Raw genomic sequence first — 19034 nt, forward strand, 5'->3', positions numbered from 1 at the left:
CATGTCGCAGATCGTGGTGACCGGGGCGGGGATCGTGTCGCCCCTCGGGTCGAGCGTGGAGACGTTCCTCGCCGGGCTGGCCGACAACGAGGTGGCGACCCGGCCCTCGCCCTGGCGGGACGCCGAGGGCATGCCGTTGGGCTGGTGGGCGGGGGTCCCCGACTTCGATCCGGACGAGTGGGCCGACGCCCGGGTGCAGGCCGGCTCGGACCTGTTCACGCTCTACGCGCTGGCCGCGGCCCAGCAGGCGGTCACGCAGGCCGGACTGGCCGAGCTCGATCCGCTGCGCACCGCCGTGGTACACGGCAGCAGCATGGGCGGGATGCGGGCGCTGATGCGTGCCCAGCACGACCTGGAGCGCAGCGGGCCCGGCGCGATCGACCGCAAGACGATGATCAAGATCTGGCCGAACATGGCGGCGGCGCAGATCGCGATGCGCTGGGACCTGCACGGCCCCTCGCTCACGGTCTGCACCGCCTGCGCCTCCGCGCTCGACGCGATCGGCACGGCCACCGCGCTGTTGAAGGCCGGCCGCGCGGACGTCGCGATCGTCGGGGGGACCGAGGGTGGCATGCCGCTGGCCGACGGCCGGGCCGAGGGCGAGTTCGTCCCTGCGACGGTGCACGGGCAGACCGCCTACGGCATGTCCGACCCGACCGCGGCCGACCGGTTGCTCGCGAGCATCCCGTTCGACGTCCGCCGGTCGGGCATCGTGACGGGGGAGGGGTCGGCGATGGTGATCCTGGAGACCGCCGAGCACTCCCGGGCGCGCGGCGCGACCCCGCTCGCGGAGATCGCGGGGTTCGGCTCGCTGTCGGACAGCTACCACCCGTCGTCGCCCGAACCGACCGGGCGGTGGGAGGCGCTGGTGATGCGGCAGGCGCTCGACGACGCCGGGGAGACGCCCGACCGGGTCGACATGGTCGTCGCGCACGCGACCGCCACGCCCAAGGGCGACACCGCCGAGATCCACGCGCTCAACGACGTCCACGAGGGACGCACCCGGCCGTTGCCCGTCACCGCCCTGAAGGGCCACACCGGACACACCGGGGCGTCGTCGGGCGCGATGAACCTGATCGTCGCGATGAACGCCATGGACCGCGGCTGGCTGCCGAACGTCGCGGGCACGAGTCAGGTGGACCCCCTGTGCCGCTTCGACGTGGTGACCGGCAAGCCCGCGGACGTCACGGTGGACCTCGCCCAGGTCAACGCCTTCGGCTTCGGCGGCCAGGACGCCTCCCTGGTGGTGCGGCGCCTTCCCTAGTGCGGTGACCACAAACGTTCACCGGTCCTCGCGTGCCCGGGCGGCCCCTCGCGGCGTTGCCCCCGCACCCCGGTACGCCCGGTACAGGCGGTGCGGGGGCGCCTTGCGAGGAACCCCCCGGATCACGCGATCACCCGGCGAACGTTCGTGGTCACCGCACTAGGGACCGAGTCGCTCGGCCATCAGGTCGCGCATCCGCCGCACCTGCTCCGGGCCCCAGCCGGCGAGGCCGAACCCGATGACGGACAGCTCGTCCAGCGCGGCGTCGAGTGCCCGGGCGCCCCGCGGGCTCAGCACCGCGGTGACCACCCGGCGGTCGTGCGCGTCCCGGCTCCGACTGACGAGGCCGGCCTCCTCGAGCCGGTCCAGGGCCTTCTTGACGTTCGTCGGGTGCCGGGCGAGGCGACGCCCGAGCTGGGCGATCGGGGCGGCCCGCAGCTGCCGGAGCGCGACCATCAGCTGGACCTGCCCCCAGGTCAGGCCGAGCGGCTCGAGCCGCTCGTCGACCCGCGACCGCAGCAGCTGGTGGGCCTCGACCAGCGCGGTGGCGGCGAACACCTGGTCGCCGTCCGCGCCGAACAGGGCCCGCCCCGAGTCGCGCACCCGGGAGAGAAGATCCCGGTCGGGCGCGGGTACGCGGGCCATCGCGCCACGATATCGAGCGCCGGTCTCCTAGACTCGGCCCGTGCCGGGGGAACGTCCAGTGAGCGCCCCGGCCGGGCCGCGCCGGGGCGGCCGCGCCGACATCGACCGGGAGGCGCTGGCGGCGGCCATGGAGCTCTCGCGCCGCACGCGTCTCGCCACGACCGCGGTCAACCGGGCGCTCGCGCCGCACGGCCTGAGCTTCACCCGCTTCGGCATCCTCCTGCTGCTGTCGATGGCCGAGCCCGGCTCGTACTCGATGTCCCGGCTGGCCGGCTCGGTGCTGCTGCACCCGGGCGGGGTCACCAACGCGATCTCGCGGCTGGAGCGCGAGGGGCTCGTCCACCGCGTGCCGGCCGCCACCGAGGACCGGCGCGTGGTGATCGTGACCATCACCGACGAGGGCCGGCGGCGGGTCGACGCGGCCCGCGGCACCGTCTTCGCGGAGGTGGGACTGGGTGCCGGACCCGAGGACCTGGACGAGCTGTTCGAGCTGGTCCAGATGCTCCGCGACGCGGAGCACGACGAGGGCCCCTGACCCGGCGCCGGCGCTTGGCCTCGGGTTCCGGACGTCGTACGGTCGGCGCAAACGATTGTCCCTGGAGGTGTGCGCATGTGCGGACAGTGCCGCGCGCCGGGATCGCGGGAGGACTGGTTCGCCGCGGGGGCACCGGACTCGCTCGGCGGTCGCCGGCGGGCGCGGGCCGACCTGGCCCGGGCCGCGAGCGCGCTCCTCGCGCCGCTGGGCCTGCGCGTCGAGGCCCACCCGGGTTCGCTGTCGCTCGCGGTCCGCACCGCGACCGGGCGGACGGTGATGGTGTCGCGCCTGGACCAGCTCGCCGACGCCGCCCGCACGCTCACCGGGCGGGTGCCGGACCCGCTCGATCCCGCCCTGCTGGGGACCCCACCCGGCACCGTGCCCGCCACCGTGCCCGCCACCGTGCCCCCCACCGTGCCCGCCACCGTGCCCCCCACCGTGCCCGCCACCGTGCCCGCCACCGTGCCCCCCACTGTGCACGGATGATCGAGGCGACCCTGGTCTCCGGGTTCCTCGGCGCGGGGAAGACCACCTGGCTCGCCGCGCACCTCGGGTCCGCCGGGCCGGTCGACCTGGTCGTGGTGAACGACTTCGCCGACGAGGGCGTCGACCACCTCCTCCTGCGGGACGCGGCCGGCCGGGCCGGCGCGCGGATCGCGGCGGTGGTCGGGGGGTGCGCCTGCTGCGAGCGGCTCGAGGACCTGCGCCGGACCCTGCTCGACGCCGTCAACCGGCACCACCGCACCGGTGCCGGGCGCGCCGGGCACGTGATCGTCGAGACCTCCGGGCTCGCCGAGCCCCAGCGGATCGCCCGCCTGCTCGACCAGGACCCGGTTCTGCGGACGAACGTCGCCCTGCGCACGCTCGTGATCGTGGTCGACGGCCTCGACGGGCGTCGCCTGCTCCGCCACCGGGCGGCGGTGCGCGCCCAGGTCACCCTGGCCGACCGGATCGTGCTGACCCGCGCCGACCTCGCCCGCGACGACGAGCTCGGCGAGCTGGCGGCCACCGTCCGCCGGTTGAACCCGTCCGCCGGGACGGTGGCGTCGGGCCTGGGGCACGAGCGGCCGGTCGTCCCGGTCGAACCGCCGGTCCCGGACGTCTTCGACGACACCGGTCCCGAGGCCCGGGACCTCCGGTCCTGGAGCGTCCGGCTCGGGTCCGGCACGAGCTGGGCGGAGTACGCGCTCTGGCTCGACGCGGTCTGCCGCGCCCATCCACAGCGGCTGCTTCGCAGCAAGGGCCGGGTACCCACCGCCGACGGCCCGCTGCTGGTGCAGTCGATGGGGGCGGAGATCGCCCGGCCCGTGCCCGCCGACGATACCGCGGGCACCTCGATGGTCTACATCCTCGACGGTCTCGCGCCGGAGGTCCTCGAGCGGTCGCTGCGCACCTTCGTGCCCAGTGCCTTCCCCGCGCGACCGGAACCGGCCGCGGATCCCGTGGCCTGAGGGACGGAACCTGCACTGACGAACCTCCGCGGACAGCAAATGTTTGCGTGGGTTCTGCTCGGCGGGATCGGTCCAGTTCTCGCTGATCACGAAGCACGTCGTTGACGTGACGGCGACAACATGCCTACCGTTGCGCAATCGTTCGCGTGGTCGGCGTCACGCCGCCGCGGAGGGGCCCGAGGGGCCGCGGACGAGCGCACTCACGACGACCGCACTCACGACGTCAGGAGATCTGCATGCCCAAGGAGATCAAGGTCTGTGTCGGCGCCGACATCGACGCGGTGGCCGGGTGGCTCGGGTCGTACGGCGGCGAGGACTCCCCGGCCGACATCCAGCGCGGGATGTTCGCCGGTGAGGTCGGCGTCCCGCGGTTGCTGAACCTCTACCGCAAGTTCGACGTGACGACGACGTTCTTCGCCCCCGGGCACTCCATCGAGACGTTCCCGCACCGGATCGAGCAGATCGTCGCGGCCGGGCACGAGCTGGCCGCGCACGGCTACTCGCACGAGAACCCCATCCTGATGAGCCCGCAGCAGGAGGAGGACGTCCTCAACAGGTCGATGGACCTGATCGAGAAGTTCTCCGGGCGGCGCCCGCGCGGCTACATCGCCCCGTGGTGCGAGCTGTCCGCGGTCACCGCGGACCTGCTGCTGAAGAACGGTTTCCGCTACGACCACAGCCAGGCCTTCCACGACTTCCAGCCGTTCTACGCCCGCACCGGCGACACCTGGACCAAGATCGACCTGTCGGGTCCGGCCGGGAACTGGATGAAGCCGCTGGTCCGGGGCGAGGAGATCGACCTCGTCGAGATCAACTTCAGCTGGTACATCGACGACCTGCCCCCGATGATGTTCATCAAGGGCAGCCCCAACAGCCACGGGTTCGTGAACCCGCGCGACATCGAGCAGATGTGGCGCGACCAGTTCGACTGGGTCTACCGCGAGTACGACTACGCGATCTACCCGATCACCATCCACCCGGACGTCTCCGGCCGCCCGCAGGTGCTGCTGATGCTCGAGCGGCTCTTCGAGCACATCCTCGGGCACGAGGGCGTCAGCTTCGACACCTTCGAGAACATCGCCGAGGACTTCCGGCGCCGGTTCCCGTTCGCGGAGAACAAGCGCTACCCGTTCGACCGCGACCTGCCCTGATCCGCTCCCGCCCGCCCGGTCCCGGGACGGGCCGGCCGGCCCGTCGGCGACCTCGCCGCGGGCCGGCCGCCGCACACCGGCGTCGTGAGCCGACGTCCCGAGTCGAAGGAGACAGCGTGATCCCGCACCTCCCACGCGTGCTGGTCGTGACCATGGGGGGGACGATCGCGTCGGTCCCGGCGGCCGACGGCCGGGACGCGGTGCCGCGGCTGGGCCCGGCCGAGCTCCTCGCGTCGGTGCCCGGTGCGGAGCACGTCGCGGCCGTGCGGACCGAGTCGTTCCGGCAGTACCCGTCCGGTGACCTGAGCATCGCCGACGTCGTCGAGCTCGCCCAGCTGGTGCACAAGCGGTCCGGCGAGGTCGACGGGGTCGTGGTCACGCAGGGCACCGACACGCTGGAGGAGACCTCCTTCCTGCTCGACCTGCTGCTCGACGCGGAGGCCCCGCCGGTCGTGCTGACGGGGGCCATGCGCAACCCGGGCCTCGCCGGCCCGGACGGCCCCGCGAACCTGCTGGCGGCGCTGCGGGTCGCGGCGGCGCCACAGGCCCGCGGCCTCGGCCCGCTGGTCGTGTTCGCCGACGAGATCCACCTGCCGCGGTTCGTACGCAAGCTGCACAGCTCCAGCGTCCACGCGTTCGGCTCGCCGAACACCGGGCCCGTGGGCTGGGTGACCGAGGACCGGGTCCGGATCCCGCTCGTCCCGCGGCACCGCGAGCCCCTGTGTGCCCCCGCGTCGCTGCCGGCCCGGCTCCCGTCGGTCGGCATCGTCCGGATCGGCCTGGGGGCCGACCCGCTGCGGCCCGAACACGTCACGGGGCTGGACGGCCTGGTCGTGGAGGTCTTCGGCGGGGGGCACGTCCCCAGCGCCATCGTCGACTCGCTCGTCCAGATCACCACCCGGATCCCGGTCGTGATGGCGACCCGGACCGGAGCCGGTGAGCTGTACGAGTCGACCTACGCGTTCCCCGGATCCGAGCGTGACCTGCTCGACCGGGGGATACTCAGCGCCGGTGCGCTCGACGGCACGAAGGCCCGGCTGCTGCTCATCCTGCTGATCGCCGCCGAGGCCCGGACGGAGGTGATCCGCGAGCGGTTCACGGCAGCGACCGCCTGATCGGCCCCTGACCGACCGCTCGATCCGACCCCCTGGCCCGACCCGGGCGGATCACCTCGTACGGCCCGCCGGGTCCTCCCGGCACCGGTTCGGCCAGCTCGACCGCAGTCCACCGTCATGCAGTACGAGTACGCGAGGAGTCCTCCGACATGTCATCGCCCATGTCCCTGTCGCCCTCGGCCGAGGCGGAGCGGATCAATTCCGCCGTCTCCCTGGTCGACGTCCGGCGGGCCACCATCATCTGCTTCTTCGCGTGGACCTTCGCCGTCTACGACTTCGTCCTGTTCGCGAACCTGCTCCCGGTCATCGCGAAGGAGCTGGGATGGAGCGGCGCGGAGACCACCGGGGTCAACACCTGGGTCACCCTCGGCACCGCGATCGTCGCCTTCGCGATCGGCCCGTTCGTCGACCGGATCGGGCGCCGCACCGGCATCGTGGTGTGCGTGGTCGGGGCCGCGATCGCGTCCCTGCTGACCTGGCTGGGCGGGTACGCCGCCGGGGCGCTCGGCCTGGGCGGGCTGGTCCTGCTGATCCTGATCCGCTCGCTGGCCGGTCTCGGGTACAGCGAGCAGGCGGTCAACGCCACCTACCTCAACGAGATGTACGCGCACGTCTACACCGACGAGCGGTCGATCAGGCGGCGCGGGTTCATCTACTCCGTGGTCCAGGGCGGCTGGCCGATCGGGTCGGTGATCGCGGCCCTGTCGATCTACATCCTGCAGCCGATCGGCGGCTGGCAGCTGTGCTTCATCGTCGCCGTCTTCCCGGCGATCTTCATGTTGCTCGCGGCGCGCAAGCTCAAGGAGAGCCCGGTCTTCACGGCGCAGAAGCGCATCCACGCGCTGCGCGAGGAGGGCCGCACCACCGATGCCGAGGAGCTCGCCCGGCTCACCGGCCAGGACCACACCCCGCGCAAGGCCGGCTTCGGCGCGCTGTTCCACGGCGAGTCCCGCCGGGCGACCCTGGCCCTGTCCGCGGCCTTCCTGCTCAACTGGCTCGGCATCCTGGCCTTCGCCTTCCAGGGCACCCTCATCCTGGTCAACGGCAAGGAGGTCTCCTTCACCGGCGCCCTCGAGGTCCTGATCGTGTCCAACGTCGCCGGGTTCTTCGGCTACCTGTTCCACGGCTGGCTCGGCGACCGCATCAGCCGGCGCAACACCATCGCCATCGGGTGGACGATCTCCGCGCTCTGCTTCGGCGTCATGGTCCTCGGGCCGAACGGGAACTTCCCGCTGCTCGTGAGCGCCTACGCGCTGGGCACCTTCTTCCTGATCGGCCCGTACGCGGCCGTGCTGTTCTTCAACAGCGAGTCCTTCCCGGTCGAGACCCGCGCGACCGCCGGCACCCTGATCAACGCCCTCGGCCAGATCGGTGCGATCATCGGCGGCATCCTGTTCACCGCGACCCTGGCCGCCGCCGGGCAGACCGCCGGCGAGCAGGCCGCGGCCTGGATCCGGGCCGGCCTGTTCTGGGGCTGCCTGCCCATCCTGATCTCGGCCGGTGCCATCCTCTGCGCCCGCAAGGCCAAGCCGCTCACCAGCACCCGCGTCCTCGACTGATGAGGATCACGGGTAGGCGGGCCCTGGTCGTCGGCGGGGCCGGGGGCATCGGCGCCGCCATCGCCGACACCTTCGCCGACGCCGGCGCCACCGTCCTCGTGGCCGACCGGCGACCGCCGGGCCGACACCCGGGCATCACGCTCGACGTGACCGACGAGCAGTCCGTCGCCGACGGTGTCGCCGAGGCGGTGGCCCGCCTCGGCGGCATCGACGTCCTCGTCAACAGCGCCGGGGTCCTCGACCAGGCCGAGGTCGCGACGATGCCGACGGAGACCTGGCGGCGCACGATCGACGTCGACCTCACGGGGGTCTTCCTGGTCACCCGTGCGGTGCTGCCGCACATGACCGCGCAGCGGTGGGGGCGGATCATCACCATCGCCTCCCAGCTGGGCATCAAGGGATCGCCCTCGATGGCGCACTACGCCGCGGCCAAGGCCGGGGTCATCGGCTTCACCAAGTCGCTGGCCCAGGAGGTCGCCGGGGCCGGGGTCCTGGTCAACGCGATCGCGCCGGGCCCGGTGGAGACCGAGATGACCGCGGACCTCACCCCGGACTGGCGGGCCGGCAAGACCGCGGAGCTGCCCCTGGGCCGCTTCGGCGCCGCCGCCGAGGTCGCCCCCACCGCCCTGCTGCTGGCCAGCGAGCCCGGCGGGAACCTCTACGTCGGGCAGACCCTCCACCCCAACAGCGGCGACGTCATGCCCTGACGGGCACGAGCACGAGCACGGCCACGAGCACGGCCAGGTACCCACCCGTCGCTCCGAGGAAGGAAGGCACCATGTCTCGTTCCGACCCCACCCCCGGCCGCGACGACGGGCTGGCGGGAAAGGTCGCCGTCGTCACCGGTGGGGCCAGCGGCATCGGCCGCGCGTTGGCGGTCGCCTACGCCCGGGCCGGAACCCGCACCGTCGTCGGCTACTACCCGCGCGACCCGCACGACGTCTCCGAGACGGTCGCCGCCGTCGCCGCCGCGGGCGGTGAGTGCGTGCCGGTGGCGGTCGACGTCGCGCGACCCGCCGAGGTCGACGCGCTGGCCCGGGCGGCGGTGTCCGAGTTCGGGCGTCTCGACATCACGGTCGCGGGAGCCGGGATCCTGCGCCGGGCCGAACTCGCCGAGCTGACCGACGACGCATGGGAGGAGATGCTCGCCGTCGACCTCACCGGCGTCATGCGCACCTTCCGGGCCTGCGCCGCCCAGATGCGCGACGGCGGGGCGATGGTGGCGATCTCGTCGATCATGGGTGGCGTGTACGGCTGGGAGGACCACGCCCACTACACGGCCGCCAAGGCGGGTGTCGTCGGGCTGTGCCGCGCCCTGGCCGTCGAACTGGCCCCGCGCGGCATCCGGGTCAACGCGCTGTCGCCGGGCCTGATCGAGAGCCCGCAGTCGCTCGATCCCGTCAACTCGCTGGGACCGGAGGGGCTGGCCGAGGCCGCGAAGGCCATCCCGGCCGGGCGCGTCGGCCAGGTCGACGAGGCCGCTCGGGTCATCCGGTTCCTCACCGGCGACGACTCCAGCTACATCACGGGCCAGCACCTCGTCGCCGACGGCGGCCTGTCGATCCGCTACCCGGGCTGACGGCGGCACGCGAGGGCACGGACCGAGGGCCGGGGGCCGGTGCGTCCGGCCGACGATACGATGCTCCCGCCCAGTGCGACGAGGAGGCCAGTTGGCGGCACCAGAGCCGGTCACATTGGCCCAGATCGCCAAACGGGCCGGCGTCCACGTCTCGACCGTCTCCCGGGCCCTCGCCGACAACGCCACCGGTGTCGGCAGCGCCACGGCCTCCCGGATCCGCGCGCTGGCGGAGGAGATGGGCTACCACCCCGATCCGGCCGCGTCGGCCCTGCGCACGCGGCGCAGCGGAGCGTTGGGGATCATCATGCCGCGGCTCACGGACTACGTCCTGGCGCGCATCTACGAGGGCGCCGACGAGGCCGCCCACGACATCGGCTACACCACGCTGGTCGCGAACTCCAACGACGACCCCGCCCTGCGCATGGAGCGGCTGGACAAGATGCTCGCGCGCCGGGTGGAGGGCTTCCTCATCGGCGACGCCCGCCTCGACGGCGACGACCTGATCCAGGCCCTCAAGCGGCGGGGGATCCCGTACGTGCTGGTCAACCGGCGGTTGCGGGGGCACCCGTCCGTGACCACGGACGACGTCCGCGGCGGGCGGCTCGCGGGCGAGCACATCCTCGGGCTCGGGCACCGGGTCGTCGGCGTCGTCGCCGGGCCGGAGTACGCCAGCACCTGCGTCGAGCGGACCCACGGCTTCGTGGAGCGCTTCCTCTCGGCCGGGATCACCGTCCCGGACACCTGCATCCAGACCTCCGCGCCCGACGGCGAGGGGGGGCACGCCGCCGCCGACGCGCTGCTGCACCGGCACCCCGACATCACCGCGATCTTCGCCATCAACGACTTCGCGGCCATCGGCGCGATGGGCGCCGCCCGCGAGCACGGCCGCACGGTGGGCCGCGACATCGCCGTCATCGGCTACAACGACATCCCGCTGGCCAGCTGGCTGCCGGTGCCGATGAGCTCGATCAGGTCGCCCATGGTCGAGATGGGACGCGGCGGTTCCCGGGCGCTGCACGACATCATCGCGGGCGGCCGTCCCGGGCCGGTGCTCCTCGAGCCGACGCTCAGCGCGCGCGACTCGACGCTCGAGGTCAGCGTCTGACCGTCCGGTCCGTTCGGACGGACTCGGTGGCCGGGGCAGCGGCCGGGGCCCGTCCGGTTGTGCCGCGCTCCACGAGCCGGGGGGCGAGGGAGAGGTCGCGCGGGGGTGCCGCGCCGTCGCCCTCGAGCCGCGCGACGACCGCCTCCACGGCGAGGCGGGCCATCTCCCGGGTGTCCTGGGCGACGGTCGTGAGGTCCATGTGGGTGAGGCGGGCGAGCCGTGAGTCGTCGTAGCCCATCACGGAGATCTCCGTCGGCACCGCGACGCCCGCGCGGCGCAACGTGTCGAGGACGCCGACCGCGCACCGGTCGTTGCCGGCGAGCACCGCGGTGACCTCGCCGGGGGCGTCGAGGAGGGCGCGCGCGGCCTGCACCCCGGACTCCTCGGTGTGGTCGCCCGGGACGACGTCGGGGGTGAGGCCGTGGCGGCGCACGGCCGACCGGTAGCCGCGCCGCCGTCGACGTGCCGGATGTGGCGGTGCCCGAGGCCCACGAGCAGGTCCACCGCGGCCGCGGCGCCGCGGGTGTCGGCGGCCCGGACGGCGTCGACGCCCTCGGCGCGCCGGCCGACGACCGTGACCGGCAGCCGGCCGGCGAGCTCCCGGAGCCCGGCGGCCTCGGCCTCGGTCGCGATCAGCAGCAGCCCCTCGCACCGCGAGCGGACGAGCCCCTCGACGACGCGGTGCTCGGGGTGCGACGGCACCCGGGCGCCGAGGACGACCTCGTAGCCGTGGTGCTCCGCGGCCGGGTAGACGCCCTCCAGGAGATCGGCGTGGAAGGGGTCGCCTGCGTCGAACACCACGCCGAGCAACCGGGGCCGGTGTTCGCGCAGCATCCTGGCCGCGGGGTCGGGGCGGTAGCCCAGCTCCTCCGCGGCGCGCAGCACGGCCGCGCGCGAGGCCGCACCAGGACCGGGCGCCCCGCGGATCACCAGGGAGGCCAGCGACTTGGAGACGCCGGCCCGGGCCGCGACCTCGACGAGCGTGGCCCGGCGCGGGCCGGCCGGGCCGTCGGGGGCAGACACGGCGGCATCGTAGCCCGACTTGGACCGTTCCAAGAAGACCCTTGACGCAGGGCCGCGCCGCCCCCACACTCCCACACGGCGCTTGGACCGTTCCAAGTCGTCTTCCGTCGGCGAAGGAGCAGGGCATGGTGCGGGTCGGTGTGATCGGCTGCGGCCGGATCGGCAGGGTGCACGCGGACGCGATCGCGGTACACCCCCGCGCGGAGCTCGCCGCGGTGTACGACCCGGTCGAGCAGGCCGCCCTCGAGGTGGGCACGCAGTTCGGCGCCGCCTGGGGGACGGACGTCGACGCCATCCTCACGGACCCGGCGATCGACGCGGTCGTGGTCGCCTCGCCCACCCCCACGCACGTCGACCTGCTGACGCGGGCCGTGCGGGAGGGCAAGGCCGTGCTGTGCGAGAAGCCGATCGACCTCGACCTCGCTCGGGTCGACGCCTGCCGGGCCGAGATCGGCGCCCTGACCGACCGGGTGATGGTGGGCTTCAACCGCCGCTTCGACCCGTCGTTCCGCGACATCCGCACGCGGGTGGCGGCGGGGGAGATCGGCGGCCTCGAGCAGGTCGTGATCATCAGCCGGGACCCGTCCCCGCCGCCCGCGGGCTACGTCGCGACCTCCGGCGGGCTGTTCCGGGACATGACGATCCACGACTTCGACATGGCCCGCTTCTTCCTGGGCGAGGTCGTGGAGGTCACGGCCACCGGGTCGACCCTGGTCTCCGAGGAGATCGCCGCCGCGGGCGACATCGACGGGGCCGTCGTGGTGCTGCGGGGCGCGAGCGGTGCGCTGTGCTCGATCACGAACTCGCGCCGCTGCGCGTTCGGGTACGACCAGCGCCTGGAGGCGTTCGGCGAGCTGGGCATGCTCACCGCGGCCAACCAGCTCCCGACGAGCGTCCGTTTCTCCGGCGCGACGCAGACCGAGGTCGCCGCGCCGTACCACAACTTCTTCCTCGACCGGTACACCCCGGCCTACCGCGCCGAGATGGACCACTTCGTGACCGCCGTCGAGACGGGCTCGGTGCCCTCGCCGGGGTTCGGCGACGGCCGGGCCGCGCTGGTGCTGGCCGAGGCGGCGAACGAGAGCCTGCGCACCGGGTCGACCGTGAAGGTGGTCGAGGGATGACCGTGCGGTGGGGGATGCTGTCGACGGCCGGGATCGGCCGGGTCGTGGCGTCGTCGATCGCGGGCTCGGCGGAGGCCGAGCTCGTCGCGGTCGCGGGCCGGGACGGCGGGAAGGCCGCCGCTTACGCCGCCGAGCTGGGGGTGCCGCGCAGCGTCGGCTCCCGCGCCATCGCCACCGGCGCCGCGCCGGCGTTCGGCCGCACCGACGCCGTCGAGCAGGCCGCCGTGATCGAGGCCGTGCGCCAGGCTGCCGCCACCGGCGCCACCGTCTCCTCGGAGGGAACCAGTGACCACACCCCTACGGGTCGGCATCGTCGGGTGCGGCAATGTCGCCCTGAACTTCCACGTCCCGGCCTACCAGGCGCTGCCCGAGCGGTACGAGATCGTCGGGCTGGCCGACCCGACGCCCGAGCGACTGGAGCTGGGCCGCGAGACCGCGGGGCTGACGGCTGAGCAGGTGCACCTCGACGCCGCCGCGCTGCTGGCTCGCGAGGACGTCGACGTGATCGACGTCTGCACCCCGCAGCACCTGCACCGCGACCTCGTCGTGGCCGCCGCGGCGGCGGGCAAGCACGTGCTGTGCGAGAAGCCGATCGCGGCCCGTCCCGCGGACGCCGCCGCGATGGTCGAGGCGGCCCAGCAGGCCGGGGTGGTCCTCGGCGTCATGCACAACTACCTGTTCTTCCCCGAGGTCGTCGCGCTCACGGCACTGATCGGCTCCGGGGAGCTGGGCGAGGTCCGCACCGTCACGGTGAACATGCTCGGCGTGGTCGACTCGCCCGGCGCCGCCGGCTACCGGCCGCAGTGGCGCCACGACCCCGCCGCCGCGGGCGGCGGCGTGCTGATGGACATGCTGCACGGCGTCTACCTCGCCGAACACCTGCTCGGCGCCCCGGTGACCGGGGTGTCGGCGTTCGTCGACAGTGCCACGGACGGCGACGCCGTCGAGGGTCTCGCCCTGTGCCGGCTCGAGGCCGGCCGGCGCGCCGGCCTGGTCGACATCGGCTGGGGGATGGGGCAGGGCGGCATCGCCGTGCACGGCACCCTCGGCCGCGCGGTGGCGCACTACCGCGCCGACGGCACCATGCCGTGGGCACCGTTCGAACGGCTGACCGTCACCACCGCCGCGGGCACCCGGACCGCCGACCTGCCCGCGGGCCAGGAGCTGGGCCCGCTGATCGCCGACGCGATGCGGGACACAGTGGCCGACCTCGCCGAGGCGATCGAGGCCAAGCAGGACCCCGCGGCCGACGGAGCCGCCGCGCTGCACACGCTGGAGACCACCGTCGCCGCCTACGCCTCCGCCGCGCTCGGCCGCACCGTCGCCGTCCCGCTGCCCACGGACGGACCGCTTCACCAGGCCGGCGTGCTCGGCCTGCAGGACATCGACGTCCCCGCCGACTCCCCGCTGCGCCGCCGCGGGCTGTTCGGCCTCACCACCGGAGCCTGAGAATGCAGATCGGTCTGCTCACCGACAGCCTGTCCACCCTGACCCGGGCCGAGGCCCTCGACACCGCCGCCGAGCTGGGCGTGGAGACTGTCGAGATCGGACTCGGCGGGGAGCACGGTGGCTGGTCGCCCGCCCCGCACGCCGACCTGCCCGACCTGCTCGCCGACGCCGACGCGCGGGAGGCGCTGCGCCGGGACGTCACGAGCAGGGGCCTGCGGCTCGGGGCGTTCAACGCCGCGGGCAACCCGCTGCACCCCGTCGAGGGGGAGCGCGACGACCGGGTGCTGCGCGGCGCGCTGCAGCTGGCCGAGGAATTCGGGGTCGGGACCGTCGTCACGATGTCCGGGCTGCCCGCCAACCCGGGCGACACGTTCCCGGCCTGGATCACCACCGTGTGGCCGCCGGAGAACCTGCGGCTGCTCGAGCACCAGTGGAGCGTCGCCGTCGACTACTGGGGCGGGATCGCGGACGAGGCCCGCCGCCGCGGCGTGCGCATCGCCGTCGAGATGCACGCCAACCAGCTCGTCTACGGCGTCCCGGGCCTGCTGCGGCTGCGCGAGGCGGTCGGCGACGTCGTCGGGGCCAACTTCGACCCCAGCCACCTGTGGTGGATGGGTGCCGACCCGCTCGCCGCGATCGCGGCGCTCGACGGCGCGATCCACCACGTCCACGCCAAGGACACCCGCATCGAGGACCGCGCCGCCGTCGCCTCCCGGCTGGAGACGATCCCGAACGAGCGGACCGGCGAACGTGCCTGGAACTACGTCGCCGTCGGGACCGGCCACCCCGACGACTTCTGGGCCCGCTTCGCCGACGCCCTCCGCGCCGCCGGCTACGACGGTCCGCTGTCGATCGAGAACGAGGACTACACGCTGGGCCAGCGCGAGTCCGTGGCCCGTGCGGTGGGAACCCTCCGCAGCGCCCTGTCCGCGTCGGTGCCGGCGCGGTAGGGCGCCCGCCGAACAGTAGCGCCGACGGGAATGCCGACCGGCGGCCGCCCAGGTGAGGGCGGCCGCCGGAGAGCGTGCTCAGGGGGCTCGGATGGCTCAGGTGGCGATCGAGTCCAGCTGCTTGCCGGCGTAGTCCATCCGTGCGATCAGCAGGCCGATCAGCTGGATCACCAGGAGGACCGGGATCAGCATGAAGGCCGCGGTGAACGAACCGGTCGCGTTGCGGACCCACAGGGCGCCGTAGGGGACCAGCACGCCGAGGAAGCCCGCCACCATCCAGGTGAGCCCCATCCCCACCCCGCGCATGCGGGTCGGGTACAGCTCGGCGGTGTAGGTGAGGACGGTGCCCCAGACGCCGATCAGGCCGAAGTTCGAGGCCAGCCCGAACACCCAGAGCTGCCAGGACTCGGTGGCCAGCGCCCACGGGATCAGCGTGACGATGAAGATGACGTTGCCCGTGAGCATCGCGCGGAACCGGCTCCACCGGTCGGCGATCCACCCCATGAGGTAGTAGCCGAAGGCACCGGCGACGCCCCACCAGATGTACCAGTTGCTGTACTCGGCGGTGGACCAGCCGTGGGTCTCCTTGAGGTAGAAGGGCGCCCAGTACCCGAGGGTGTACCAGGACATGGTCGCGGTGGCGGCGACGAAGAGGGCGACGTAGGTCCGCTTGCGCTGGCCCGGCTCGAACAGCTGGCCGACCGACGCCTTGCGGGCGCGTTCCGCCCAGGTCGGCCGGTTCTCCGGGGGTGCGTCCTCGGTGCGCGCCAGGACGGCGTCGCGGTTGCGGATCCACGCCGGCGACTCGGGGCAGAGGAACCGGACGTAGATCGCCAGCAGGCCGATCGCGGCGGGCACCAGGAACGCCCACCGCCAGCCGTGCGGCGCGATGATGTAGGTGCCGGTCAGACCGGCGATGACCACGCCGTAGCCGTAGAGCGACCGGGCCGCGCTGAGGATCTTCGCGCGGTGCCGGGCGGGCCAGGTCTCCACCGTGAGCAGCGATCCGATCGCCCACTCGCCGGCGATCGTCACCCGCATCAGCGTGTAGAAGAGGATGAAGAACAACCAGTTCCGTGACACCACGATGAGCACCAGGAACACGCACGTCAGCGCCACGTTGACGATGAACGCGGTGCGGCGGCCGATGCGGTCGGCGAGCCACGGCCAGAAGTAGGCGGCGAACGCGGCCAGCACGCCGGTGATCGTGACCGCGAGGGTCAGCGAGTTCAGGCTGATCCCGAAGTCCTCCAGCAGGTACGGGACGATCAGCGCGTAGAGGGCGATGACGATCCCGTCGAGCATCCAGCCCAGGCCGAGCGCGGTCGCGATGTGCCAGTGCGTGGAGGTGAGCGTCTCCGACGCGTCGCCGTCGCTGACGTTGCGGAAGGACCGCGACCGCAGCTGGCGTTCTTCCAGCGGTCCGGGCGGGCCGACCACGCGTCCGCTGACGCTCACGGGTTCTTCGACGGTCACGGCGTCATCTCCTCGAGTCGCACCTCGTCGTGCGCGGATGTGAGCTGGGACACTGCGTTGCACGAAGTTAGGGCGGTTCGTCCGGCACTGTCGCTGTCGGAACCGCCAAGGGTCCCCGGCCCGGTTGTGGAGGTTCTGCCGATGCGTCGGCCGTCCGACTGAGCGAACGTTCAGCACGATTGTCGACGCTCCGGAGGTTGCCCATGCCGACCAACGCGATCCGTGACCGATGGGCGGCGGGCGAGGCCGCCGTGGACTGCTGGGTCTCCGGCTCCTCGGTGCTGTCCGTGGAGGCCGTCGGCCGGCTCGGCTACGACTCGGTCGTCATCGACATGCAGCACACGATGGCGGAGTACCGCGACGTCGTCACCGCCGTGATCGCCCTGGCGGCCACCCCGACCGTGCCCGTGGTGCGGGTGCCGGGCAACGACCCGATCCTCGTGGGGCGGGTGCTCGACGCCGGGGCCCGGGGCATGATGTGCCCGATGGTCAACACCCGCGAGCAGGCCGAACGCTTCGTCGCCGCCTGCCGCTACCCCCCGCAGGGGTCCCGCTCGTACGGGCCCTACCGGGCCGCCGACGGCGCGCGCTACTTCAGCGAGGCGAACGCCGACATCGTGACCTTCGTGCAGATCGAGACCCTCGAGGCCCTGGCCAACCTCGACGAGATCGCTGCCGTCCCGGGGCTGGACGTGCTGTTCGTCGGGCCGACGGACCTGTCGATCTCCGGGGGCGGCCGCCCGTCGATGTCCTACACGGACCCGCTGGTGGACGAGCGGCACCGGGCGATCGTCGACGCCGCGCACCGCGCGGGCAAGCGCGCCGGGATGCTGGCCCTCGGCCCGGGCGACCCGGAGATCGGCCGGGGCTGGGGGATGGACTTCCTCTCGGTCGCGATGGAGCAGCGGCTCGTCGCCACGGGCGCCGCGGCCGCGCTGAGGCACGGCCGCACGGTCGCCGGGCCGGCCCTCGCGCAGGCATGAGCGGCCGGTACGTCGTCGCCCGGGCCGCCGACATCCCCGAGGGCGGGCGGGTGCTCGTCGAGGTCGGCGGGCGGCAGGTCGGCGTGTTCAACGTCGGCGGGTCCTTCTACGGGCTGATCAACCGCTGCCCCCACAAGGGCGCCGAGATGTGCAAGGGCAACGTCGTGGCCGGGCTGACCTCGGCCCGGCCGGGCGAGTTCGACTACGACGAGGACACCGCGCTGCTGATGTGCCCGTGGCACGGCTGGGAGTTCGACGTCCGCACCGGACGGTCCTGGTTCGACCCGCGGACCCGGCTGCGGACCTACGACGTCGAGGTGACCGGCGCCGACCGGCTCGAGGGGGTGCCGCGGGCCGGCCGGGTGCCGGGCCCGTACACCGCCGAGACCGTGGAGGTCTGCGTGGAGGACGAGTACGTGGTGGTCGACCTGCGCAAGGCCCGGAAGGCGGCACAGACGGGGGAGGGTCGATGACGACCGCGCTGCTGGAGAACACGAGCCGGGACGAGCTGTGGCCGGGCCCGGTGATCGACTGCGACGTGCACGCGAACGTGCCGTCGCTGGAGGCGCTCTTCCCCTACATGTCCCGGCACTGGATCGCCTGGTGCACCGAGCGCGGCTGGCACGGGCCCGTCGGCGGGGTGAACCTGGCCTACCCGCCGGGCTCGGACCGCTCGTGCCGCCCCGAGTGGCGGCCCGCGGACCGCCCGCCGGCCTCGGACCTCGGGCTGCTGCAGCAGCACGTGCTCGACCCCTGGCGGGTCGAGCGCGCGATCCTGACCTGCTACTACGCCGTCGACGCGCTCCGGCACCCGGACTGGGCCGCGGCGCTGACGCGCGCCGTGAACGACTGGCTGGTCGCCGAGTGGCTGGACCGGGACCCGCGGCTGGTCGGCACGCTGGTGATCCCGGCGCGCGACCCCGCCGCGATGATCGAGGAGATCCACCGGGTCGGCGACCATCCCGGCTTCGTCCAGGTGCTGCTGCCCGTGCGGCACGCCGCGCTGTGGGGGCAGCGGCAGTTCCACCCGGTCTTCCAGGCCATGGCCGAACACGGCCTGGTGGCCGGGCTGCACTTCGGCGGGGTCACCACCGACGCGCCGTCGTCGAGCGGGTACTCCTCCTACTACGTCGAGGAGTACGCCGCGGAGTGGCAGTCCTTCACCGCCCAGGTCACGAGCCTGGTGTCGGAGGGCGTGTTCCAGGTCTGCCCGGAGCTGCGGGTCTCGGTGCTGGAGGGCGGGTTCGCCTGGCTGCCGGTGTGGGGCTGGCGGATGGACAAGGAGTGGAAGGGCCTGCGCCGCGAGGTCCCCTGGCTGGACCGGCGGCCGCTGGAGATCATCCGTGACCACATGCGGTTCTCCGTCGCCCCCGCGGACCTGGGCACCCGGGAGCAGACCGCCACGGTGCTGGAGTGGCTCGGCTCCGACGACATGCTGATGTTCGCCACCGACTACCCCCACGGCTACGACGACGACATCGCCGGGCTCCTCGCGGCGGCGCCGCCGTCGATGCGCCCGCGGCTGATGGCCGGGACCGCCCGCGACTGGTATCGCCTCTGAGTTCGGTATCGCCTCTGAGTTCGGTATCGCCTCTGAGTTCTGCTCGTCCGGTTCGTCGGCGGCG

The 19034-nt window shown here is 73.4% G+C and carries 20 protein-coding genes and 1 pseudogene; 16 read left to right on the forward strand and 5 right to left on the reverse strand.

Going from position 1 to position 19034, the window contains the following annotated elements; all coding sequences use genetic code 11:
* Position 1: 1 nt before the first annotated feature.
* On the forward strand, positions 2 to 1264 hold the full coding sequence (locus LWC33_RS08525) for a beta-ketoacyl-[acyl-carrier-protein] synthase family protein (RefSeq protein ID WP_233303704.1): 1263 nt from the start codon (positions 2 to 4) through the stop codon (positions 1262 to 1264).
* A gap of 159 nt (positions 1265 to 1423) precedes the next feature.
* Here LWC33_RS08525 and LWC33_RS08530 read toward each other — a convergent pair whose 3' ends face one another.
* Positions 1424 to 1909, reverse strand: a complete 486-nt coding sequence (locus LWC33_RS08530) for a MarR family winged helix-turn-helix transcriptional regulator (RefSeq protein WP_233303705.1) — start codon at positions 1907 to 1909, stop codon at positions 1424 to 1426.
* A 58-nt stretch (positions 1910 to 1967) separates the two neighbouring features.
* On the opposite strand from LWC33_RS08530, the gene LWC33_RS08535 reads away from it, so the two are divergent.
* The 9 genes from LWC33_RS08535 (at position 1968) to LWC33_RS08575 (ending at position 10404) form a co-directional block, all read left to right on the forward strand.
* Entirely contained in the window at positions 1968 to 2444 is a 477-nt protein-coding gene (locus tag LWC33_RS08535; RefSeq protein ID WP_233303706.1) for a MarR family winged helix-turn-helix transcriptional regulator, read from the forward strand.
* A 75-nt stretch (positions 2445 to 2519) separates the two neighbouring features.
* On the forward strand, positions 2520 to 2930 hold the full coding sequence (locus LWC33_RS08540) for a hypothetical protein (protein WP_233303707.1): 411 nt from the start codon (positions 2520 to 2522) through the stop codon (positions 2928 to 2930).
* Positions 2927 to 3895, forward strand: a complete 969-nt coding sequence (locus LWC33_RS08545; RefSeq protein WP_233303708.1) for a CobW family GTP-binding protein — start codon at positions 2927 to 2929, stop codon at positions 3893 to 3895. The genes LWC33_RS08540 and LWC33_RS08545 overlap by 4 nt, the downstream gene beginning before the upstream one ends.
* Positions 3896 to 4131: 236 nt before the next feature.
* A complete protein-coding gene (locus LWC33_RS08550; protein ID WP_233303709.1) occupies positions 4132 to 5046 on the forward strand; it encodes a polysaccharide deacetylase family protein in 915 nt (304 codons plus the stop codon).
* Between the two features lie 116 nt (positions 5047 to 5162).
* The gene (locus tag LWC33_RS08555; RefSeq protein ID WP_233303710.1) at positions 5163 to 6161 is read left to right on the forward strand and encodes an asparaginase; all 999 of its coding nucleotides are present in this window, start codon (positions 5163 to 5165) and stop codon (positions 6159 to 6161) included.
* 149 nt (positions 6162 to 6310) lie between these two features.
* Positions 6311 to 7720: an MFS transporter gene (locus tag LWC33_RS08560; protein ID WP_233303711.1), complete on the forward strand. Its 1410-nt coding sequence runs from the start codon at positions 6311 to 6313 to the stop codon at positions 7718 to 7720.
* Positions 7720 to 8427, forward strand: a complete 708-nt coding sequence (locus LWC33_RS08565; RefSeq protein WP_233303712.1) for an SDR family NAD(P)-dependent oxidoreductase — start codon at positions 7720 to 7722, stop codon at positions 8425 to 8427. Before LWC33_RS08560 ends, LWC33_RS08565 begins: the two co-directional genes overlap by 1 nt.
* Positions 8428 to 8498: 71 nt before the next feature.
* The gene (locus LWC33_RS08570) at positions 8499 to 9299 is read left to right on the forward strand and encodes an SDR family NAD(P)-dependent oxidoreductase (RefSeq protein ID WP_233303713.1); all 801 of its coding nucleotides are present in this window, start codon (positions 8499 to 8501) and stop codon (positions 9297 to 9299) included.
* Positions 9300 to 9390: 91 nt separating this feature from the next.
* A complete protein-coding gene (locus tag LWC33_RS08575) occupies positions 9391 to 10404 on the forward strand; it encodes a LacI family DNA-binding transcriptional regulator (protein ID WP_233303714.1) in 1014 nt (337 codons plus the stop codon).
* Here LWC33_RS08575 and LWC33_RS34955 read toward each other — a convergent pair.
* Positions 10394 to 10837: a LacI family DNA-binding transcriptional regulator gene (locus LWC33_RS34955; RefSeq protein ID WP_308190922.1), complete on the reverse strand. Its 444-nt coding sequence runs from the start codon at positions 10835 to 10837 to the stop codon at positions 10394 to 10396. The genes LWC33_RS08575 and LWC33_RS34955 overlap by 11 nt on opposite strands.
* A 95-nt stretch (positions 10838 to 10932) precedes the next feature.
* Positions 10933 to 11502, reverse strand: a pseudogene (locus LWC33_RS34960) (LacI family DNA-binding transcriptional regulator); the annotation flags it as partial.
* A 50-nt stretch (positions 11503 to 11552) separates the two neighbouring features.
* Between LWC33_RS34960 and iolG the strand changes: the two are divergent.
* Entirely contained in the window at positions 11553 to 12551 is a 999-nt protein-coding gene (iolG, locus tag LWC33_RS08585) for an inositol 2-dehydrogenase (protein WP_233303715.1), read from the forward strand.
* A 121-nt stretch (positions 12552 to 12672) separates the two neighbouring features.
* Here iolG and LWC33_RS34965 read toward each other — a convergent pair whose 3' ends face one another.
* A complete protein-coding gene (locus LWC33_RS34965; protein ID WP_255691267.1) occupies positions 12673 to 12807 on the reverse strand; it encodes a hypothetical protein in 135 nt (44 codons plus the stop codon).
* Positions 12808 to 12836: 29 nt separating this feature from the next.
* On the opposite strand from LWC33_RS34965, the gene LWC33_RS08590 reads away from it, so the two are divergent.
* Both LWC33_RS08590 and LWC33_RS08595 read left to right on the forward strand, forming a co-directional pair.
* Entirely contained in the window at positions 12837 to 14000 is a 1164-nt protein-coding gene (locus LWC33_RS08590; RefSeq protein ID WP_233303716.1) for a Gfo/Idh/MocA family protein, read from the forward strand.
* 2 nt (positions 14001 to 14002) lie between these two features.
* Positions 14003 to 14950, forward strand: coding sequence for a sugar phosphate isomerase/epimerase family protein (locus tag LWC33_RS08595; protein ID WP_233303717.1), 948 nt, complete (start codon positions 14003 to 14005; stop codon positions 14948 to 14950).
* Positions 14951 to 15046: 96 nt separating this feature from the next.
* On the opposite strand, the gene LWC33_RS08600 is transcribed toward LWC33_RS08595, so the two are convergent.
* The gene (locus LWC33_RS08600) at positions 15047 to 16426 is read right to left on the reverse strand and encodes an MFS transporter (protein ID WP_233303718.1); all 1380 of its coding nucleotides are present in this window, start codon (positions 16424 to 16426) and stop codon (positions 15047 to 15049) included.
* A 203-nt stretch (positions 16427 to 16629) separates the two neighbouring features.
* Between LWC33_RS08600 and LWC33_RS08605 the strand changes: the two genes are divergently transcribed.
* Genes LWC33_RS08605 through LWC33_RS08615 form a run of 3 tightly spaced genes read left to right on the forward strand, consistent with a single transcriptional unit; the run spans position 16630 to position 18970 of the window.
* Complete coding sequence (locus tag LWC33_RS08605) at positions 16630 to 17409, forward strand: HpcH/HpaI aldolase family protein (RefSeq protein ID WP_233303719.1); 780 nt, start codon at positions 16630 to 16632, stop codon at positions 17407 to 17409.
* Positions 17406 to 17882, forward strand: a complete 477-nt coding sequence (locus tag LWC33_RS08610) for a Rieske (2Fe-2S) protein (protein WP_233303720.1) — start codon at positions 17406 to 17408, stop codon at positions 17880 to 17882. Before LWC33_RS08605 ends, LWC33_RS08610 begins: the two co-directional genes overlap by 4 nt.
* Complete coding sequence (locus LWC33_RS08615) at positions 17879 to 18970, forward strand: amidohydrolase family protein (protein ID WP_233303721.1); 1092 nt, start codon at positions 17879 to 17881, stop codon at positions 18968 to 18970. Before LWC33_RS08610 ends, LWC33_RS08615 begins: the two co-directional genes overlap by 4 nt.
* The last annotated feature ends 64 nt before the right edge of the window (positions 18971 to 19034 follow it).

It is taken from the genome of Pseudonocardia terrae, from assembly GCF_021343995.1.
Classification (GTDB): Bacteria; Actinomycetota; Actinomycetes; order Mycobacteriales; family Pseudonocardiaceae; genus Pseudonocardia; species Pseudonocardia terrae.